Source organism: Kribbella sp. NPDC104740, from assembly GCF_055583505.1.
The window spans coordinates 176,114-193,186 of record NZ_JBVJNV010000007.1; the positions used below are offsets into that span (position 1 = coordinate 176,114).

The 17,073-nt window shown below is 69.7% G+C and carries 18 protein-coding genes; 11 read left to right on the forward strand and 7 right to left on the reverse strand.

Translation table 11 applies throughout. The features are described 5' to 3' along the window. Positions 1-7: 7 nt before the first annotated feature. Complete coding sequence (locus ACZ6Z4_RS31300; RefSeq protein WP_465572445.1) at positions 8-445, forward strand: cupin domain-containing protein; 438 nt, start codon at positions 8-10, stop codon at positions 443-445. 3 nt (positions 446-448) lie between these two features. On the opposite strand, the gene ACZ6Z4_RS31305 is transcribed toward ACZ6Z4_RS31300, so the two are convergent. Together ACZ6Z4_RS31305 and ACZ6Z4_RS31310 are read right to left on the reverse strand one after the other, a co-directional pair. Next, positions 449-1,279, reverse strand: a complete 831-nt coding sequence (locus tag ACZ6Z4_RS31305) for an LLM class F420-dependent oxidoreductase (RefSeq protein WP_465572448.1) — start codon at positions 1,277-1,279, stop codon at positions 449-451. Positions 1,280-1,411: 132 nt separating this feature from the next. After that, entirely contained in the window at positions 1,412-2,281 is an 870-nt protein-coding gene (locus ACZ6Z4_RS31310) for an alpha/beta fold hydrolase (protein WP_465572451.1), read from the reverse strand. Between the two features lie 243 nt (positions 2,282-2,524). On the opposite strand from ACZ6Z4_RS31310, the gene ald reads away from it, so the two are divergent. The 8 genes from ald (at position 2,525) to ACZ6Z4_RS31350 (ending at position 9,857) form a co-directional block, all read left to right on the forward strand. Next, a complete protein-coding gene (ald, locus tag ACZ6Z4_RS31315; protein WP_363664820.1) occupies positions 2,525-3,640 on the forward strand; it encodes an alanine dehydrogenase in 1,116 nt (371 codons plus the stop codon). A gap of 22 nt (positions 3,641-3,662) precedes the next feature. Continuing rightward, complete coding sequence (gene xerD / locus ACZ6Z4_RS31320; RefSeq protein ID WP_465572454.1) at positions 3,663-4,592, forward strand: site-specific tyrosine recombinase XerD; 930 nt, start codon at positions 3,663-3,665, stop codon at positions 4,590-4,592. 463 nt (positions 4,593-5,055) lie between these two features. After that, positions 5,056-5,931, forward strand: a complete 876-nt coding sequence (locus ACZ6Z4_RS31325) for a ParA family protein (protein WP_363666180.1) — start codon at positions 5,056-5,058, stop codon at positions 5,929-5,931. Further along, a complete protein-coding gene (locus ACZ6Z4_RS31330) occupies positions 5,916-6,299 on the forward strand; it encodes a hypothetical protein (protein WP_363664818.1) in 384 nt (127 codons plus the stop codon). The genes ACZ6Z4_RS31325 and ACZ6Z4_RS31330 overlap by 16 nt, the downstream gene beginning before the upstream one ends. Positions 6,300-6,305: 6 nt before the next feature. Continuing rightward, positions 6,306-7,316, forward strand: coding sequence for a segregation and condensation protein A (locus tag ACZ6Z4_RS31335; RefSeq protein WP_465572458.1), 1,011 nt, complete (start codon positions 6,306-6,308; stop codon positions 7,314-7,316). Beyond that, the gene (gene scpB / locus ACZ6Z4_RS31340; RefSeq protein WP_465572461.1) at positions 7,313-8,779 is read left to right on the forward strand and encodes an SMC-Scp complex subunit ScpB; all 1,467 of its coding nucleotides are present in this window, start codon (positions 7,313-7,315) and stop codon (positions 8,777-8,779) included. The genes ACZ6Z4_RS31335 and scpB overlap by 4 nt, the downstream gene beginning before the upstream one ends. Beyond that, positions 8,772-9,506 (forward strand): pseudouridine synthase, encoded by a 735-nt coding sequence (locus tag ACZ6Z4_RS31345; RefSeq protein WP_363664815.1) that lies wholly within the window; start codon positions 8,772-8,774, stop codon positions 9,504-9,506. Before scpB ends, ACZ6Z4_RS31345 begins: the two co-directional genes overlap by 8 nt. A gap of 27 nt (positions 9,507-9,533) precedes the next feature. Next, positions 9,534-9,857, forward strand: coding sequence for a hypothetical protein (locus ACZ6Z4_RS31350; RefSeq protein ID WP_465572465.1), 324 nt, complete (start codon positions 9,534-9,536; stop codon positions 9,855-9,857). Here ACZ6Z4_RS31350 and ACZ6Z4_RS31355 read toward each other — a convergent pair. Next, positions 9,854-10,993, reverse strand: coding sequence for an alpha/beta hydrolase family protein (locus ACZ6Z4_RS31355; RefSeq protein ID WP_465572468.1), 1,140 nt, complete (start codon positions 10,991-10,993; stop codon positions 9,854-9,856). The genes ACZ6Z4_RS31350 and ACZ6Z4_RS31355 overlap by 4 nt on opposite strands. A 184-nt stretch (positions 10,994-11,177) precedes the next feature. On the opposite strand from ACZ6Z4_RS31355, the gene pafA reads away from it, so the two are divergent. Both pafA and ACZ6Z4_RS31365 read left to right on the forward strand, forming a co-directional pair. Further along, the gene (pafA, locus tag ACZ6Z4_RS31360; protein WP_012922680.1) at positions 11,178-12,539 is read left to right on the forward strand and encodes a Pup--protein ligase; all 1,362 of its coding nucleotides are present in this window, start codon (positions 11,178-11,180) and stop codon (positions 12,537-12,539) included. A 52-nt stretch (positions 12,540-12,591) separates the two neighbouring features. Then, entirely contained in the window at positions 12,592-12,975 is a 384-nt protein-coding gene (locus ACZ6Z4_RS31365; protein WP_465572475.1) for a VOC family protein, read from the forward strand. Between the two features lie 42 nt (positions 12,976-13,017). Here ACZ6Z4_RS31365 and ACZ6Z4_RS31370 read toward each other — a convergent pair whose 3' ends face one another. The 4 genes from ACZ6Z4_RS31370 to ACZ6Z4_RS31385 form a co-directional block, all read right to left on the reverse strand. Then, positions 13,018-14,745 carry an ATP-binding cassette domain-containing protein gene (locus ACZ6Z4_RS31370; protein WP_465572478.1) on the reverse strand — a complete coding sequence of 576 codons (1,728 nt, stop codon included), beginning with the start codon at positions 14,743-14,745 and terminating at the stop codon, positions 13,018-13,020. 69 nt (positions 14,746-14,814) lie between these two features. Next, entirely contained in the window at positions 14,815-15,033 is a 219-nt protein-coding gene (locus ACZ6Z4_RS31375; RefSeq protein ID WP_465572481.1) for a hypothetical protein, read from the reverse strand. Then, the gene (locus ACZ6Z4_RS31380; RefSeq protein WP_465572484.1) at positions 15,030-16,052 is read right to left on the reverse strand and encodes an ABC transporter ATP-binding protein; all 1,023 of its coding nucleotides are present in this window, start codon (positions 16,050-16,052) and stop codon (positions 15,030-15,032) included. Before ACZ6Z4_RS31380 ends, ACZ6Z4_RS31375 begins: the two co-directional genes overlap by 4 nt. Continuing rightward, positions 16,049-17,068, reverse strand: coding sequence for an ABC transporter ATP-binding protein (locus ACZ6Z4_RS31385; RefSeq protein ID WP_465572487.1), 1,020 nt, complete (start codon positions 17,066-17,068; stop codon positions 16,049-16,051). The genes ACZ6Z4_RS31380 and ACZ6Z4_RS31385 overlap by 4 nt, the downstream gene beginning before the upstream one ends. Positions 17,069-17,073: the final 5 nt, after the last annotated feature.

A 17,073-nucleotide genomic window follows, 5' to 3' on the forward strand; every position in this document is an offset into this window, starting at 1 on the left:
TTCCGGCATGGCGACCCAGGAGCGGCCCGAGCTGGCCGAGGCGTTGGACCTGTCCCAGCACCCCGAGGGCGGTTGGTACCGCGAGACCTGGCGCTCCGACGTCACGTTCGAGCCCACCGGGTACGACGGCAAGCGCGCGAGCGCGACCGCGATCTACTTCCTGCTCGCGCCGGGCGAGGAGTCGCGCTGGCACCGGGTCCGCTCGGCGGAGATCTGGCTGTGGCACTCCGGCGGCCCGCTGACCCTCGACCTCGGCGGCACCGGTGACGACCCCGGGGCGGCGGAGTCGATCACGCTCGGGCCGGACGTGCGCGCGGGTCAGCAGCCGCAGTTCGTCGTACCGGCCGGGGCGTGGCAGAGCGCGCGGCCGGCCGGTGACGAAGCGGTGCTGGTGTCGTGCATCGTGTCGCCGGGGTTCGACTTCGCCGACTTCACGCTTCGCTAAGAGTCACATCAGGACCGTGGCCAGCGCCTCGTAGCCCGGCAGCAGGTCGGGCCCCTCCTTGCCGAGCTGCTGGATGACGACCTGGTCGGCCCCCGCGTCCAGGTGCGCCTTGAGCCCGTCGGCGATCTCGACCGCCGTCCCGTGCAGGACCAGCGCGTCGACCAGGTGGTCGCTGCCGCCGTCCTCGAAGTCGTGGTCGTGGTACCCGAGACGCTTCAGGTTACTCGTGTAGTTGCTGAGCTGCAGGTAGCTCGCCAGGTAGTCGCGCGCGATCGAGCGGGCGATGTCCGCGTCGATCTCCAGCACCACCTTCTGCTCCGGCGCCAGCAACGCGCGCGGACCGAGCGTGGCGCGCGCCTGCCGGGTGTGCTCGGGTGTCGTCAGGTACGGCAGGGCACCCGCCGTACGAGCCGCGGACAGCTTCAGCACCCGCGGGCCGAGCGCGGCCAGCGCCCGCCGGTCGACCGGGACCTTCGCGTCGTCGAGCGCGTCCAGGTAGTCGACGATGGTCTCGTACGGCGTCTTGTACTCGCCGGTGCGCTCCGGGTGACCGATCCCGACGCCGAGCACGAACCGGCCCGGGTGGTCCTCCTCGAGCCGGTGGTACGACGCGGCGACCGCGGCGGCGTCGTCCTTCCACATGTTCACGATGCTGGTGCCGACCTTCACGGTGTCAGTCGAGGCCAGCAGCACCTCGGCGTCGCGCAGGTCCGCGTCCGGCGAGGCACCGAGCCAGAGCGCGCCGTACCCGAGCTGCTCCAGACCGGCGGCCAGCTCCGGGCCCCATTTCTCCGCCTGGTGCCAGACCCCGAACCGTCCCAGATCGACCGCCACGTCGTGCTCCTTCCGTCAACGCTTCCCTTGGGGCAGCTCCGAGCGGAGAGCGACCATTCCGGCGACATCGTCAAGTCAACCTGTTACTCCGAAGTCACTCAACGATGGTTGCCCAAGCAACCAGATCCGCGGTCAGAGGAACCCGTCGAGCCGCGCGAGCAGCTCCTCCGGGGCTTCCTCGGGGACGAAGTGCCCGCAGTCGAGCGCCTCGCCCTGGACGCCCGGCGACCAGCGCTTCCAGATCTCCAGCGGGTCGAACCACTCGGGCAGGCCGCCGCCGCTGCCCCACAGCGCCAGCAGCGGGCAGGCGATCGTGCGGCCGGCCGCCAGGTCCTGCTCGTCGAGCGCACGGTCGATGGTCGCGCCGGCGCGGTAGTCCTGGCTCATCGCGTGGCGGACCGTCGGGTTCTCGAGCGCGGCCAGATACTCGGCGAGCGCCTCGGGAGCCAGCTTGATCGGGTGCGACGAGAGCGACGGGCTGCCGCCGGGGTACAGGTAGTCGCCGGAGATCAGCTCCTCCGGCTCGGGCTCGGGGCGAGTCAGCAGGTTCCAGTGCCACGCCCGCAGCTTCTCCTCGGGCTCCTTGGCGGCGGCGGCCCACATGTCGGCCGTCGGCACGATGTCGAGCGTCACCAGCTTCTCCACGCGCTCCGGATGATCGAGAGCCAGCCGGTAGCCGACCCGGCCGCCGCGGTCGTGCCCGACCACCGCGAACCTCTCGTACCCGAGCCGTTCCATCAACTCGACCTGGTCGCCGGCCAGCGCCCGCTTCGAGTATGCCGCGACGCTGTCGTCGTACGCCGGCGACGACCCGCCGTACCCCCGCAGGTCGGGCACGATGACCGTCCGCGTCCGCGCCAGCACGGGCGCGACCAGGTGCCAGCAGGCCCCGGTCTGCGGAAACCCGTGCAGCAGCAGCACCGGCGGCCCGTCGCCGCCCACCCGGTACCGAGCGGTCGTTCCGGTCAGGGCGATGCTCTGGTCAGCGAATCCTTCGAACATCCCCCTAGGTTGACCGACGACCGGCGCACCGGGCCGCGGATTTCTTGCAGGGCAAAACCTTTCGGGAAAAGTAACGAGATCGTGGAAATCTTGTCAGCGCGTCGTCCTCGGACAAGACCATCTGCTGAAGTGGTATGAACCCCGCGGGCTACACTCGCAGCGACTCGGCACCACCCCTCGACCGCCGGGCCGCGGACACGGCGTTGTGGGCCGCATTCCCTGGACACGGAAGAAGGGCGAGCAGTGAAGGTCGGAGTTCCGAAGGAAGTCAAGAACCACGAGTACCGGGTCGCGATCACCCCGGCCGGCGTGCACGAGTTCGTGCGCAGCGGGCACGAGGTCCTGATCGAGCAGGGCGCCGGGACCGGGTCGCTGCTGCCGGACGAGGAGTTCGTCGCGGCCGGGGCGCGGATCGTGCCGACCGCCGACGACGTGTGGGGCGAGGCCGAGCTGGTGCTCAAGGTCAAGGAGCCGGTGGCCGAGGAGTACCACCGGATGCGCCGGGACCAGGTGCTGTTCACCTACCTGCACCTGGCCGCCAGCCCCGAGACCACCAAGGCGCTCACCGACTCCGGGATCACCGGGATCGCGTACGAGACCGTCCAGCTCCCCGACGGCTCGCTGCCGCTGCTGGCGCCGATGAGCGAGGTCGCGGGCCGGCTCGCGCCGCAGGCCGGCTCGTACCACCTGATGGCCAACGGCGGCGGCCGCGGCGTCCTGATGGGCGGCGTCTCCGGCGTGCACTCGGCCCGGGTGGTCGTGATCGGCGCCGGTGTGGCCGGGATGAACGCGGCCGCGATCGCGCTCGGCATGCAGGCCGAGGTGCAGCTGTTCGACCGCAACATCGCCCGGCTGCGCGACGCCGACCGGACCTACCAGGGCCACCTGCGCACGGTCGCGTCGAACGCGTACGAGATCGAGCGCGCGGTGCTCGAGGCCGACCTGGTGATCGGTGCGGTCCTGGTCACCGGTGCGAAGGCGCCGAAGCTGGTCAGCAACGAGCTGGTCTCGCGGATGAAGCCGGGCAGCGTGCTCGTCGACATCGCGATCGACCAGGGCGGCTGCTTCGAGGACTCGCACCCGACCACGCATGCCGACCCGGTCTACAAGGTGCACAACTCGCTGTTCTACTGCGTCGCGAACATGCCGGGCGCGGTGCCGAACACCTCGACGTACGCGCTCACCAACGTGACGCTCCCGTACGCCGTGGAGCTGGCCAACCTGGGCTGGCGGGAGGCGCTGAAGAACGACCACAGCCTCGCGCTCGGCCTGAACACCTTCGACGGCCACGTCACCTACGGCCCGGTCGCCGAGGCGCACGGCCTCGACCAGCTGAAGCTCGACGAGGTCCTTGTCTGAGGCATCCGTCAGACTGCTCCGCGTGAGTGACATCGGCAGGGCGGTCAGTGCCTACCTCGACCACCTGACGGTCGAGCGGGGACTGGCCGCCAACACGCTGGCGTCGTACCGGCGGGACCTGCGCCGGTACGACGAGTACCTGGCCGGCTCCGGGATCACGGCGCTCGGCCGGGTCACCGAGGCGGTGGTCGGCGACTTCCTGATGCGGTTGCGGGAGGGCGACGCCGACCACCCGCCGCTGACCGCGTCCAGCGCGGGGCGGACCGTGGTCGCGGTCCGCGGGTTCCACAAGTTCTGCCTGCGCGAAGGGCTGACCGCCACCGACCCGGCGGCCGCGGTGAAACCGCCGGTCCCGCCGCAGCGGTTGCCGAAAGCGCTGTCGGTCGACGAGGTGACGCGGATCCTGACCGCGGCCGCCGGCGTCGAGGGCGAGTCCGGGGTGCTGGAGACACGCGACGCGGCGCTGCTGGAGTTCCTGTACGGGACCGGCGCGCGGATCTCCGAGGCGGTCGGCCTGGACGTCGACGAGATCGACCTCGACGCCGGGCAGGTGCTGCTGCGCGGCAAGGGCAGCAAGGAGCGCGTCGTCCCGGTCGGGTCGTACGCGCGCGACGCGCTGGCGGCGTACCAGGTTCGTGGACGGCCGGAGCTGGTCGGGCGGGGGCGCGGGTCGCATGCGCTGTTCCTGAACGCGCGCGGCGGGCGGCTGTCGCGGCAGAGCGCCTGGACGGTGCTGCGCCGGGCGACCCAGCGGGCCGGGATCAGCAAGGAGATCTCGCCGCACACGCTGCGCCACTCGTTCGCCACGCACCTGCTCGACGGCGGGGCCGACGTACGGGTGGTGCAGGAGCTGCTCGGGCACGCGTCGGTGACGACGACGCAGGTGTACACGCTGGTGACCGTCGACAAGCTGCGTGAGGTGTACGCGACGTCGCACCCACGAGCGCTCTGAACCGGGGCGCTCACGCTCCGGAGGGACCCCGCTGAGCAGGCGAATTCGACGGTGTGCGATCATCTGTGCACGGTCGGTCACCTTTCCTGGGTGATCGGCCTGCTGTGGAATGCCGACCGGAAACAGCCCGACCCGGCTGCGGAGTGGCCGCTTGAGAGTGCTTGAATGCACGCTTACAGTCGCTGGGATCGCCCGCATCGGTTGAAAGGTTTGACGAGTCATGAACGAGTCGACATTCCCGGGCACCCAGCACCTGCAGAACCTGCACCTCCAGCCGGCGACGGAACCGATGTCGCCGGCCCCCGAACCGAGCACGACGCAACCCAGCCCGGAGCCGAGCACGGACCCGGGCATGGCGCCGCAGGACCCGCCGGCCGGTGCCGACGCGAGCCAGCAGCGCCCGATCATCCCGAACAACTATGCGGAGATGCCCCGGCCGACGGCCAAGCTCACCGCGGAGGACATGGCACCTGTGAATGACCCGCACGGCCCGAGGCACAAGATCGGGCCGACCGGACGGCCGCTTCCCGATCTGCCGGAGGTGCTGCCGCCGACTCGTCGCGGGCCGGCCCAGGTGATCGCCATGTGCAACCAGAAGGGTGGCGTCGGCAAGACCACGACCACCATCAACCTGGGCGCCGCGATCGCCGAGACCGGGCGCAAGGTGCTGCTGATCGACTTCGACCCGCAGGGCTCGGCCTCGATCGGGCTCGGCGTACAGCCGCACGACCTCGAGCTGTCGGTCTACAACCTGCTGATGCAGCGTGACATCCGGCCCGACGAGGTCATCCAGGCCACCAAGGTCGAGAACCTCGACCTGCTGCCGGCCAACATCGACCTGTCCGCGGCCGAGGTCCAGCTGGTCCAGGAGGTCGCCCGCGAGTACACGCTGCAGCGCGTGCTCGAGCCGATCATCCCGCACTACGACGTGATCCTGATCGACTGCGCGCCGTCGCTCGGCCTGCTCACCGTGAACGCGCTGACCGCGTCGCACGGCATCGTCGTCCCGCTGGAGTGCGAGTTCTTCGCGCTCCGCGGCCTGGCGATGCTGACCGACACGATCGGCAAGGTCCAGGACCGGCTCAACCCCAAGCTGGAGATCGTCGGCATCCTCGGCACCATGTTCGACGGGCGGACCACGCACGCCCGGGAAGTGCTCGACCGGGTCGTCCAGGCCTTCGACGAGCGCGTCTTCCACACCGTCATCCGGCGTACCGTGAAGTTCCCCGAGACCACGGTCGTCGGCGAACCGATCACGACCTACGCTCCCTCGTCCCAAGCGGCTACCCAGTACCGCGACCTTGCCAAGGAGGTGCTGGCGCGTTGTCCCGCCGGGTGAGCCTGCCAGGTGCCAGCGAGCTGTTCGGGGGTGCGGCACCGAAACAGACCCGACCCGAGAAGCGCACCGCCACCGACGGCCCCGCGCTGTCCGACCGACCGGCTCCGGCCGGCCGGGCCCGGACCGCGGTCGTCGAGGACCGCAAGTCCAGTGGCCGGATCCGGCACGACACGAAGATCACCGTGTACGTGACGGAGGAAGAGCTGCTCGGACTCGAACAGACCAGACTCGCGCTGCGCGCCGAGCACGGCCTGACCGCCGACCGCGGCCGGATCGTCCGCGAGGCGATCGACGTGCTGCTGGCCGACTTCGTCGACCACGGCCCCGACTCGGTGCTGGTGCAGCGGCTCCGGGCTGCCGCGGAGTAGTTCGTCATGGCCGACACCTCGACCGACGTACCGCTCGACCTGGCTGAGGGTGAACCGTCCTCGTCGGGCAAGGGCTTCAGCGTCCACCTGGTCAACTTCGAGGGGCCGTTCGACCTGCTGCTGCAGCTGATCAGCAAGCACAAGCTCGACATCACCGAGGTCTCGCTGTCGAAGATCACCGACGAGTTCATCGCCTACATCAAGGCGCTGGGCTCGGAGTGGGATCTCGATCAGACGTCGGAGTTTCTGCTGATCGCGTCGACGCTGCTGGATCTGAAGGCGGCGCGGCTGCTGCCGCAGGGTGACGTCGAGGACGCGGAGGACCTGGCGCTGCTGGAGGCGCGGGATCTGCTGTTCGCGCGACTGCTGCAGTACCGGGCGTTCAAGCAGATCGCGGCGTTGATCCAGCAGCGGGTCGCCGAGGAGGGGCTGCGGTTCCCGCGCGCGGTGGGGATGGAGCCTCGGTACGCCGAGCTGCTGCCGGAGGTGCTGCTCGGGGTCTCGCCGGACCAGTTCGCGGCGCTGGCGGCGGCTGCGATGGCGCCGCGGACGATCATCCCCGAGGGGGTGTCGCTGGAGCATCTGCACGCGCCGGCTGTGACCGTGCGCGAGCAGGCCGCGGTCATCGTCGACCGGCTGCGGCGGCAGCGCACCACGACCTTCCGGACGCTCGTCTCTGATTCGCCGGACACGGTCACGACCGTCTGCCGCTTCCTGGCGCTGCTGGAGCTTTTCCGCGAGGCCGCTGTCGCTTTCGAGCAGGTGACGCCGCTGGGCGAGCTGACGATCCGCTGGACCGGCACTGACGAGGGCGACATCGCGGTGGGCGACGAGTTCGACGAGGTCACGCCGCCGGAGGACGCCGAGGGCGAGGCCCCCGAGGTCACCGACGACCACATCACCGCGTTCCTCGCCGAGGGCGAGTCCCTCACCGAGGACGAACCAGAACCTGAAACTCCAGCGGACGCTGACCCCGCCCCCTCCTCCCAAGCCCCGACCGAGACGGCAGACCAGTGACCGATTCCCACCCCCAGCCCGACCCGGCCACCGCCGACGCCCTGGACTCGGTCACCAGCACGGAACAGCCGGTGGAACAGCACGACGAGCCGACGGACGATGCTCCGGCGGACGGTCCCGCGGACGGTGCTCCGGCCGACGCCTCGGCCGACGTGTCGGCGGACGGCCCCGCCGAGGACGAGCCGGCCGACGACGTCCCGGGCGAGGACGCGCCTGCTGCGGACGTCTCTCAAGTACCGGCCACCGACGAGGAGTCGGACGGTGCTGAGGAGCTCTTGCTGCAACTGGAGGAAGAGCCGGCCGCCGGGGAGGTGGTGATCGACGACGTCGCCATGCGGCAGGCTCTGGAAGCCATCCTCATGGTGACCGACGAGCCGCTTCCCGCGCTCGTGCTCGCCCGCGCTGTCGGCCGTCCGCTCTCGGACGTCACCGAGGCGCTGAAGGAGCTCGCCAGTGAGTACACCGAGCAAGGGCGCGGGTTCGACCTGCGGGAAGTGGGCGGAGGCTGGCGGTACTACACGCGGCCCGCGCAGGCGCAGTACGTGGAGAAGTTCGTGCTCGACGGGCAGCAGGCGCGGCTGACCCAGGCGGCGCTGGAGACTCTCGCGGTGGTCGCCTACAAGCAGCCGGTCAGCCGGGCGCGGGTTTCGGCGATCCGCGGGGTGAACGTCGACGGTGTGATGCGGACGCTGATCAGCCGCGGGCTCGTCGAGGACGCCGGTGCCGACACCGAGTCGCAGGCGACGCTGTACCGGACCAGCTCTTACTTTCTGGAGCGGATGGGTATGCAGAGTCTGGACGACCTGCCGGAACTCGCCCCCTACCTCCCGGAGATGGACGACGTGGAAGAAGAGCTCGCCGCCCAGAACACCACCACCGAAGACGTCGCTGGTACGCCGGACGGAGTCACCACTCCGGAGCCCGACGAGGCGGTGACCTCCGACGTGGGAGCGGCGGGGATCGACGGCGACTTGAGCGCTGAGGCCGCGCCGCAGCTGGATCTGGAGCACGGCGAGCAGGAGCTGGAGCCGGCCGAGGAGCTGGAGGCCGGTGGGGAGACCGAGCTGGATCAGGAAGAGGCTGATCCGGCCGAGATCCCGGAGATCGGTGGCGCCGACTCCGACGACGAGGACGACACGGACTCGGATGACGACGACTCGGACGATGATGACGACTCGGACGACGACGATGACGACGCGGACGACGGCTCCAGCGACGACAGCGATGAGGATGACAGCGACGACGAGGACGACCTCGACGAGGACGACGACGAGGACGACGACGACCTGCTGCCGCCCGCCGAGGAGCTGATCGGCGAGACCGAGGACGTCCGGATGGACGCGGCCGAGGAGCTCGTCGACGAGGACAGCGCCGCTGACGGCGTACCGGCGGACAGTGCCCGCGAGGCAGGCGGCGACAGCGCCCCGGGGGCAGCGCAGTACCGTAGCGGTAGTGATGACTGAAGACACCGGGATCCGGTTGCAGAAGGCGCTGGCGCAGGCGGGGGTCGCGAGCCGGCGGAGTGCCGAGCTGCTGATCGAGCAGGGGCGCGTCGAGGTGGACGGCTCGGTGGTCACCGAGTTCGGGACGCGCGTCGACCCGGCCGTGTCCGTGATCCGCGTCGACGGTGAGCGGATCCCGCCGACGAGCGCGCACGCGTACCTGGTGCTGAACAAGCCGCGCGGTGTCGTCACCACGATGTCCGACCCGCAGGGCCGGCCGTGCATCGCCGACTACGTGCAGGACCGCGAGGAGCGGCTGTTCCACATCGGGCGGCTCGACACCGACACCGAGGGGCTGCTGCTGCTCACCAACCACGGTGAGTTCGCGCACCGGCTCGCGCACCCGTCGTACGAGGTGAGCAAGACGTACGTCGCCGAGGTCGACGGCAACGTGAAGCCGGTCGTGCTGCGCCGGCTGCTCGACGGTGTCGACCTCGAGGACGGGCCCGCGCGGGCCGACACGGTCAAGGTCACCGCGGAGATCAAGGGCCGCACGCTGATCCAGATCACGCTGCACGAGGGCCGGAACCGGATCGTCCGCCGGATGTTCGACGCGGTCGGTCACCCGGTCAAGCGCCTGACTCGTACGGCGATCGGCCCGGTGCGCCGCGGCAACCTGCACACGGGTGAGCTCCGCGAGCTCGACCCGAAGGAGCTCGGCCAGCTCCTCGACCTGGTCGACCTCTGATCCCATACTGGCGCCAGGGAGGGCGCCATGTGGGCAGTGATCGGAGTCTGGGACATCGACGCGGACCAGATCGAGGGGTTGCGTGAGCAGCTGACGCTGATGGCCGCGAGCAAGATCCCGATGCCGGGCTTCGTGCACGGCACGTGGACCCGCGACGGGCACATGGTCCAGGTGTACAACGACGAGCTGTGCGCGCGGCGCTACCACCAGGACATGCTCGACCAGCAGGTGGTCGACCGGCCCGGCGTACGCAACCTGGTCTGGGACGTCGCCGAGGTGGGCGCCGAGTCCGATGCGAAGGGCTGGACGGACCGGTCGGGGCGCCATCATCCGCCGGGGGTGCTGCCTTAGCAGGTGTGGTGCGCCAGGGCGCGGGCGAAGAAGGTGCGGAGCAGGGTGCGGACAGCGGTCGGGGTGTGGGGATTGTCGCCGACCAGTTGGGTGCGCTCCGCCGGGGTCATCAGGCCGGCGGCGACCAGCTGCGGGGCGAAGGCTGCGTAGTCGGTGAAGGCCCAGTGGTTGGCGTTGCTGAGCTGCGTACGGCGTACTGGGCCTCCGTGGGACTCGACTGCCGACCAGGTGCGGTCGAAGCGTGCGTTGGTGTAGCCATCGGTGCCGGCCAGGAGGAGGGGGCGGCGGGTGCCCTGCTGGGCGATCGGGTAGAGCTCGCCGTCGGCGAGGTCCAGGTAGCCCTCGAGGTTGGCGGCGGCGCGGATGCGGGGGTCGGCGTGCATGGACTGGGCTGCGGTGGCGCCGCCCGCTGAGTGGCCGTAGGTGCCGACGCGGCGGAGGTCGAGGACGCGGTGGAGTGGGTGTCCTGACAACCGGTGGAGCTCGTCGAGGACGAAGCGGGTGTCGGCGAAGCGGGTCGTCATCATCGTGCGGTTGAGCACGGGATCGGTCTGGACGTCGGGGGTGATCTCGATGATGCGCGGCGGGCGGCCGGGGAAGTCGACCTCGCTGGTTTCGCCCGGGTGATCGATGGTGACGACGACGTAGCCGTGGCTTGCGAGGTCCTCGGCGAGGGACGTGCCGATGGTGCGCGGATCGGCGCCGCCGGGGCTGTAGAGGAGGACCGGACGGCGTACGGGGATCGCGGGGGCGTCGGCGTACGCGTGGGTTCGGGTAGCTGACCAGTCGACTCCTGTGCTGGGCAGCTCGGGGTGGAGGAGGCCGGCGTCGAGGCCGCTGAAGATCGCGGCGGCGGTGGGGGTGAGGTGGGGGACCCGGGTGTGACCGTGGGTGTGCAGGGCCGGGTAGTAGATCGTTGTCATCAGCTCGCGAGTTGTTGCCGCGTTCCACGGATCGGGACGGGAGCGGTCGGTGAGGTGGAGCATCGTGGTGCCGACCGGGTATCGGCCGGTCGGTCGTGGGAGGTCGAGGACCAGGCCGGTACGGGACGAAGCGAGGGCGGATGCGGGCGTGGCCGGAAGGCCTGCTGCGCAGGCGGTTGATGCGGCGGCGGCGAGGAAGGTTCGGCGTCTCATGGCCCCGACGGTGGCAGTTGCAACCATCGCCGTCACTGCTGTCGAACGGACCTCCACCGAAGATCCACCACCCGCCGGAAAGCGCTCTCGAACCAGGGGCGGTTGACATCAAAGGGGTAACGCCCCGAAACGCCGCGCCTGGGACAGGGCACGGATGTCGGAGGGGCGCCGTAGTGTGGGTGATGTGAACCGGCGAATCTTCGGCCTGGAGAACGAGTACGGAGTCACCTGCACTTTTCGCGGTCAGCGCCGACTGACCCCCGATGAGGTGGCGCGGTACTTGTTTCGGCGCGTCGTGTCCTGGGGGCGGAGCAGCAACGTCTTCCTCCGCAACGGGGCACGCCTCTACCTCGACGTGGGCTCCCACCCGGAGTACGCCACCGGCGAGTGCGACTCGGTCACCGACCTGATCGCGCACGACAAGGCCGGTGAGCGGATCCTGGAGGGACTGCTGGTCGACGCCCAGAAGCGGCTGCACGACGAAGGCATCTTCGGGGACGTCTACCTGTTCAAGAACAACACCGACTCGGCCGGCAACAGCTACGGCTGCCACGAGAACTACCTGGTCAGCCGGCACGGCGACTTCGCGAAGCTCGCCGACGTGCTGATCCCGTTCCTGGTCACCCGGCAGCTGATCTGCGGTGCGGGCAAGGTGCTGCAGACGCCGCGCGGCGCGGTCTACAGCGTCAGCCAGCGCGCGGAGCACATCTGGGAAGGGGTGTCGTCCGCGACCACCCGGTCCCGCCCGATCATCAACACCCGCGACGAGCCGCACGCGGACGCCGAGCGGTTCCGCCGGCTGCACGTGATCGTCGGCGACTCGAACATGTCCGAGACCACGATGCTGCTCAAGGTGGCCAGCACCGACCTGGTGCTGCGGATGATCGAGGCCGGCATCGTGATGCGCGACCTCACCCTGGACAACCCGATCCGCGCCATCCGCGAGATCAGCCACGACATGACCGGCCGCCGCGAGGTCCGGCTGGCCAACGGCCGCGAGGCCAGCGCACTGGACATCCAGGGCGAGTACCTGTCGAAGGCGCGCGACTTCGTCGACCGCCGCGAGCTCGGTACGCCGGCGGTCGAGCGCGCGCTGTCGCTGTGGGAGCGGACGCTGAAGGCGATCGAGTCCGGTGACCTGTCCGGCATCGAGCGCGAGATCGACTGGGTGATCAAGTACCGGCTGATCGAGCGCTACCGCGCCCAGAACAACCTCGGCCTGGCCAGCCCGCGGGTCGCCCAGCTCGACCTGGCCTACCACGACATCCACCGCCCGCGCGGCCTGTACTACCTGCTCGAGCGCAAGGGCGCCGTCACCCGCGTCGTCGACGACCTCCGGGTCTTCGAGGCCAAGTCGGTCCCGCCGCAGACCACCCGCGCCCGGCTGCGCGGCGAGTTCATCAAGCGCGCCCAGGAGCGCCGCCGCGACTTCACCGTCGACTGGGTGCACCTGAAGCTGAACGACCAGGCCCAGCGCACGGTGCTGTGCAAGGACCCGTTCAAGTCCCACGACGAACGCGTCGAGAAGCTGATCGCGAGCATGTGAGGCGAACACCCGGTACGGCGGACAACCCGCCGTGCCGGGTTAGGTTGGAGCGGTGATCAGGCTCGGATATCCCGTGGTCGGTGTGGCCGACGTGACGGTTGCTGCTGCGTTCTGGACCGAGGCGTTGGACCTGCTGGAAAGCCCCGAGTGGTCCCGCGACACCTGGCGCACGCTCGTACGGCGTACTGACGGTGAGCGCGTCCTCGGGCTGATGCACAGCGAGTCACCGCCCGAGCCGCACCCGCGGATCCATCTCGATCTGCTCGTGGACTCGACAGCCGAGCAGGAGTCCGAGGTCGAGCGGCTGGTCCGGCTCGGCGCCCAGCGCGTCGCCTGGGACAGCTACCCGCCGAAGCCCGACTTCGTCGTCCTGGCCGACCCCGACGGGAACCTGTTCTGCGTCGTAGACCTGAGCCGAGCGCCGTCAGGCTCCTGAGGCCGCGACCGCGATCTGCCTCACGGTTCGCACTGGGCCGCCTTACTGATCTGAGAACAGTTGGCGGAACCGCCCTTCCGCCGCCAGAAGGTCTTCGTACGTGCCGCACTGAACGATCCTCGCGTTGTCGATCACGTAGATCCGGTCCATACCGCGCAGGGTCCACGCGCGGTGGGAGACGACTACCGTGATGCGATCACGGCGCGATTCGAGAAGCTCCTGGAAGATGTCTCGTTCGGCCTCGGCGTCGACGGCCGATGTGGGCTCGTCGAGGATCCAGATGCCCGCTCCACGGACAGCGATTCTGGCCAGGGCGATCCGTTGCCACTGGCCTCCCGACAGGCCGATGCCGCCGAACTGTTCGCCGATCTGTGTATCCAGTCCTTCATCGAGGTTCCTGACGAAGTCATCCATCCGTGCCACCGTCAGGGCGCGCCAGATGTCGTCCGCCGTCACCTCGACCCCATCGGGCGCGCCGAGCGCGACCGCGTCTCGAATCGAAAGCTCGTAACGGCCGAACTCCTGGGTCATCAGTCCGAAGTGGGCCAGTCGCGCGGGCAGTGCCAGATCGCCGGCCGGTCGTCCGTCGAGGAGGACCTCACCGCCGGCGGTCGCGACGATGCCGAGAAGGGCGCGGACCAGCGTGGTCTTTCCGGCCCCGTTGGCACCCACCAAGGCGATCGCCTCCCCGCGGCGAACAGCGATGGTCGCCGACTCCAGCGAGCAGGTTGTCGCCCCGGGATACCGAACGGATACGTCGCGCGCCTCCAGTGAGTCCACCCGGCGGACGATCGCAGCGCCGACGTGCGCGTCTGCTGAAGCAGAAGTGACTCGCCGAAAGATCTTCACCCTCGGCGTGGCCGACAGAACTTCCCCGATGGCGAATCCCGCACCCCGCGTTGCTTCGATCCCTGCCAGCACCCCCAGCAGGCCGGCAGCAATCCCCGCACCACCGGCACCGCTGAAGACAATCATCGACAACGCGATACCCAGGAGTGCCGCACCCACGAGACCGCCGCCAAGGGATCCGTGGATCAACTGCGCCAGCAGCCGATCCAGAAGCTGATCGGCGCGCCCCTGGCTCTGGGTGATCTGGCGGGCCAGGCGCGCTCCAGATCCGAACGTCGCGATCTCGGTGCCGGAACGCTGCTGGGCCAACTGTTCGATCAGGTACGTCGTGCGCCGCAAGTGGCCACCCACCGCATCGAAGACTTTCGATTGGCGAGCCTGCGCCCACGAGAACAAGACCATGCTGGGCAGCAACGACAGCACGATCACGATCGCGGCACGGGGCGCGATGGACCACACCGACACGAACAGGGCCACAAACGTTGCCAAGGAGGCGATCGCGGAGATGACTGACCACGGCAGCCGTCCCAGGTCCGGCAAGGAATCGCGTCCTACTTGCACGTCAGCGCTCACCGAGCTGTCAGCGATGTCCTCCGGAGACATCTTCGCCAAGCTGCGAACGAGACTGTCTTGCAGTGTCCGTTGCAATCGAATCCCAGCACGCTGCCGAGCGAACAGATCCACAGTGGCAAGCACCTGCCCGGTGCCCACCAACAGGATCAGCAGCACCAACGGGACCACAGCGGTCGAGAACGTCCCGGCGTCGCGGATCAACCAGGCGACTGCCTGCACTTGTGCCGCCGGCGTCAGCGCCAGCATCAGGGCCGACAGAACCGCCAGCCCCAATGCGATGGGCGTGCGTCGCGCTGCCTCACCCAGACCCCAGCGTGCCGACTGTGCGGCCTCCGGCAGCCCGGCCAAGACGTCCAGGATCGCGCGTCGTACCCCGCCTTGGCCGTACCTCAGCATCGTGGCGAACTCGCTCTCCCCTCAATCGAGATGGTCGCCTTGGTGCTTCCTGCCGGCGCCGTCGTCCGGCGCGAACCTGATGCCGAGCGCGGCGGTGGCGATCAGGGCCAGGCAGGCGATGATGGCGAAGTTGTCGCCCATCATCCCGTGTGGGGTCTTGATCGCCGGCCGGATCAGCAGGGACATGATCAGCAGGCCGATGCCGATCCGCAGCAGGACCCTGGCCGCTGTCCGCGTCATGAGCCGACCTGCGATCGCGCCGGGCTCGGCTCGTCGGCGGCGAGGTGCTGCAGTGGTGGGATCTCGTCGGAGAAGAAGCAGGCGGTCCGGTGGCCCGCGCCGATGTCGACGAGCGGTGGGGCTTCCTTGCGGCAGACGTCCTGGACCAGCGGGCAGCGGTTGGAGAAGACACAGCCCTTCGTCGCGGGCTCGCCGGCCAGCCGTTCGGAGCCGCCGCCCTCCGCGTCGCGCTTGCGCACCAGGACCGGGTCCGGGACGGGGATCGCCTGGAGCAGCATGTGCGTGTACGGGTGGCTGGGGGTCTTGATCAGGTCCTCGACCGGGCCTTCCTCGACGATGTGGCCGTAGAACATGACCGCGATCCGGCCGCCCTGCGCGAAGTACCGGACGACTCCGAAGTCGTGGCTGATGAACACGAACCCGATGCCCCGGTCGCGCTGGAACGAGAGCAGCAGGTCGAGGATCGCGACCCGCATCGAGACGTCCAGCATGCTGGTCACCTCGTCGGCGACGATCAGCTTCGGCTGCAGGCTGATCGCGCGGGCGATCGACACCCGCTGCCGCTGGCCACCGGACAACTGGTGCGGGTACCGCTGCAGGAACGCCGGCGTCGCGTCCAGCCCGACCTGCTGCAGCAGCTTGATCATCTCGGCCTGGACCGTACGCCGGTTCGCCAGCTTGTGCCGCAGGATGCCCGGCGCCAGCGTGCTGCCGATGGTCAGTCCCGGGTTCAGCGATCCGTACGGGTCCTGGTGGACCATCTGGACCTGGCGCCGCCAGTCCTGGCGCTGCTTGCCCTTCAGGCCCGCGATGTCGCTGCCCTCGAAGGCGATGCTGCCGCTGCTGGGTTCGTGCAGCCCGGCGATCAGCCGGCCCAGCGTGGTCTTGCCGCAGCCGGACTCGCCGACCAGGGCCACGATCTCGCCCTCGCCGGTGGACAGGTCGACGTTGTGCAGGACCGGCCGGCCGGTGCCCGTGTCGTAGGTGTGCGTCACGTTCCGCACGTCGAGCAGGCTCATGCCTTCGACACCTCCATCGGTACGACGTCGCGATTCGCGACGTGGCAGGCCACCAGGTGGCCACCACCGTCGCCGAGCAGTGCGGGCTCGGTGTGCAGGCAGATGTCCTCGGCCGACCGGCACCGCGGAGCGAACCGGCAGCCGGGCGGCAGCTCGGCGAGGTTCGGTACCGCGCCGCCGATCGGCTTGACCGTGAGACCGGCGTCCAGCACGCTCGGGATCGCGTTGATCAGCGCCTCGACGTACGGATGCCGGCGTTCGGCCTTGAAGATCTCCTCGACCGTGCCGGTCTCGACCAGGCGCCCGGCGTACATCACCGCGACCCGGGTGGCCACCTCGGCGACGACCGCGAGGTCGTGGGTGACGAAGACGATCGTCACCCCGAGGTCGCGGTGCAGGTCCTTGAGGATGTCGATCACCAGGCGCTGGTTGAGGACGTCGAGGGCCGTGGTCGGCTCGTCGAGGACCACCAGGGACGGCTTCAGCAGCAGGGCGACGGCGATCGCCACCCGCTGCTTCATCCCGCCGGACAGCTGGCTCTCGTACGCCTTCCAGATCCGCTGCGGCGGGAGCTGGACGAGTTCGAGCAGGTGCTCGAAGTGCTTGCGGCCCGCTTTCTGGTCGGGGAAGACCTCGGGGTGCGCCTGCAGGATGTGGTCCACCTGGGCGCCGATGGTGACGACCGGGTTGAACGCGTTCATCGCGCCCTGGAAGACCATCGCCAGCTCGGCACCGCGCAGCGCGTTGAGCTCGCGCTTCGACATCGCGACCATGCCCCGGCCGCGGAACCTCACGTCGCCGCCGGTCACCCGGCCGGGCTGCGGGACGATCTGCAGCATCGAGTACGCCAGGGTGGACTTGCCGCAGCCCGACTCGCCGACCAGGGCGTAGATCTCGCCGGGGGCGACCGAGAGGGTGACGTTCTCGACGGCGCGGACCGAGCCGGCGCCGTCGCCGAAGGCGACCGTCAGGTCGTCGATCTCGAGCAGGGTCCGGTCGTCGGTGTTCCCGTTCACGCTGT